This is a genomic window from Oscillibacter sp. KLE 1745 (genome assembly GCF_000469445.2).
Classification (GTDB): Bacteria; Bacillota; Clostridia; order Oscillospirales; family Oscillospiraceae; genus Oscillibacter; species Oscillibacter welbionis.
Genome location: NZ_KI271699.1, coordinates 1 through 2,439, shown reverse-complemented (window position 1 = coordinate 2,439; position 2,439 = coordinate 1). Strand labels below are relative to the sequence as shown.

The window sequence follows — 2,439 nt, the reverse complement described above, 5'->3', positions numbered from 1 at the left end:
CCGGCTTCTCCGGAACTGGTACCTTTTTCCTGCTTGTGCTTTGTTTTCTGGTGTGCTATGATATTTTAGTTAAAGTATCTGCATTTGGAGGAACTGATTTGGAACGCGAAAACGTATTGATCCCCCAGGCGGACCTGGACCGCCAGCGGGAGTTTGAGGAGAAGATCCGCGGCCTGTTCGCCGCCCGGGAGGCTCACCCCGCGGCCTGTGTGGACACCTTCGGCTGCCAGCAGAATGTGGCGGACGGACAGAAGCTCATGGGGATGCTGGAGGCAAGCGGCTTCACCCTCACCCAGGACCCGAAGGAGGCCGATCTGGTGCTCCTGAACACCTGCGCCATCCGGGAGCACGCGGAGGACCGGGTGTTCGGCAACCTGGGCGCCCTGACCCACACCAAGAAGGAGAATCCGGAGCAGGTGATCTGCCTGTGCGGCTGCATGGCCCAGGAGCCCCGGGTGTCGGAGCGGATCAAAAAGTCCTATCCCCACGTGGATCTGGTGTTCGGCCCCCAGGCCCTGTGGAAGTTCCCGGAGCTTTTGTGGCAGGTGTATGAGACGAAGAAGCGGGTCTTTTCCGTCCAGGACGAGCACGGCACCATTGCCGAGGGCATCCCCGTGGTGCGGGAGAAGGGCGTGAAGGCCTGGGTCTCCATCATGTACGGATGCAACAACTTCTGCTCCTACTGCATCGTGCCCTATGTCCGGGGCCGGGAGCGGAGCCGGGACCCCCAGGCCGTGCTGGCGGAGGTCCGGCAGCTGGTGGAGGCGGGGTACAAGGACATCACCCTGCTGGGCCAGAACGTGAACTCCTACGGCAACGATCTGGATTTGGATTACCACTTCCCGGACCTGCTGGCGGACATCGACCGGATCCCGGGGGAATATCTCATCCGCTTCATGTCCAGCCACCCCAAGGACGCCACGCCCCGGCTGTTTGACGTGATGGCCGCAAGCTCTCATGTGGCCAAGCAGCTGCACCTGCCCTTCCAGTCCGGCAACGACCGGGTCCTGAAAGAGATGAACCGCCGCTACACCCGGCAGCAGTACCTGGATCTGGTGAACTACGCCAAGCGGGTCATGCCCGGGCTGGTATTGACCTCCGACGTCATCATCGGCTTCCCCGGCGAGACGGAGGCGGAGGCCATGGACACCGTGTCTCTGGTGGAGGAGGTGGGGTTTGACGCCCTGTTCACCTTCATCTACTCCCCCCGCCCCGGCACCAAGGCCGCGGCCATGCCGGACCCGGCCACCCGGGCGGAGAAGCAGAAGTGGTTTGACAGGCTCCTGGAGGTCCAGAACAATATGTCCGCCAAGCTCCACGCCGCCTATGTGGGCAAAACGGTGCGGGTGCTGGTGGACGGCGAGAGCGACGACCCGGAGTACCCCCTGACCTCCCGGACGGAGGGCAACCGTCTGGTGCGGCTGAAAGGGGACAAGGCCCTGATCGGGCAGTTCGCGGATGTGGCCGTCACCGGCAGCAACACCTGGGCGCTGTACGGCGAGGCCGTTTAACGGTAGACCTCCCGCGCGAGGAGGAAGGCCCTGCGGGCGTAGGCGTCCTGATAGGCGCTGCCTGCGGCGGCGGAGGCGTCCTCATAGGAATCCAGCAGCGCACGCTGCTGATCGGTGAGGGTGGCGGAAAGCGCGGTCAAGGCGTCGTTCGCCTGCTGGAGGGGGAGGAAGTAGTCCTTGCCCAGAGAGGGGTACAGCTCGTCCTCCAGGGCGGTGAGCAGGATGTCGATGTAATCGGACATAGGGGATCACTCCTGAATTTGTTTGACAGACACGATTGTGTCTTTTATAGTACGTATCATAGCAGACATATTTGTGTCTGTCAAGAGCGGAAGAGGAATTATGACGTTTGCAGAACACCTTCTTCAACTGAGAAAGCAAAGGGGCCTGAAACAAACCGAGCTGGCAAAAATCATCGGCATCGGTTGGCGGGCCTATCAGACGTATGAGCGTGGAGAGCGGGAACCGACCCTGTCCACACTGATTGCCCTGGCGGATTTCTACGGCCTGTCGCTGGATGAGCTGGTCTGCCGGGAGCGGTAGGGGCGGAACTGTGTGTCCGCCCGCCGGATTTCCGCCGGACCCCTGCAGGACCGTAGGGGCGGTTATCAACCGCCCGGGGGATTCAGCTGGGGTGCCAGCTGGGCAATGCGCCCCCCATTCTCTTTTTGGTTGCGCCAAAAAGAGAACGCGCCGCGCCCGGTGTAAGAGAAAAAGGCGCCGGGCGCGCTCCGGTGCAGTGGCCCTCCGCGCGTACGGGGGTCGGCGTACCAGTGCCTGCTCCGATTTGGCCTTGCCTTCGGGCACGCTTGGGCCTTCTGTGAGGTCGATACTGCCGTCCCGTGGCGGATGGTGCGGAGGGGGTCGGGGTGCAAGAACGCATTTGACCAGCTTCTCTTTCCGCGCGTTCCGCTTCGCTACGCGCTGC

General features: G+C 62.6%; 3 protein-coding genes. 2 read left to right on the top strand and 1 reads right to left on the bottom strand.

The window, feature by feature from the left end:
• Positions 1-98: 98 nt before the first annotated feature.
• A complete protein-coding gene (miaB, locus tag HMPREF1546_RS04730; protein ID WP_021750637.1) occupies positions 99-1,511 on the top strand; it encodes a tRNA (N6-isopentenyl adenosine(37)-C2)-methylthiotransferase MiaB in 1,413 nt (470 codons plus the stop codon).
• Here the strand turns inward: miaB and HMPREF1546_RS04725 are convergent.
• Entirely contained in the window at positions 1,508-1,753 is a 246-nt protein-coding gene (locus tag HMPREF1546_RS04725) for a hypothetical protein (RefSeq protein WP_021750636.1), read from the bottom strand. The two genes, miaB and HMPREF1546_RS04725, sit on opposite strands and share 4 nt — an antisense overlap.
• A 100-nt stretch (positions 1,754-1,853) precedes the next feature.
• On the opposite strand from HMPREF1546_RS04725, the gene HMPREF1546_RS04720 reads away from it, so the two are divergent.
• Positions 1,854-2,054 (top strand): helix-turn-helix domain-containing protein, encoded by a 201-nt coding sequence (locus HMPREF1546_RS04720; RefSeq protein ID WP_021750635.1) that lies wholly within the window; start codon positions 1,854-1,856, stop codon positions 2,052-2,054.
• Positions 2,055-2,439 lie beyond the last annotated feature (385 nt).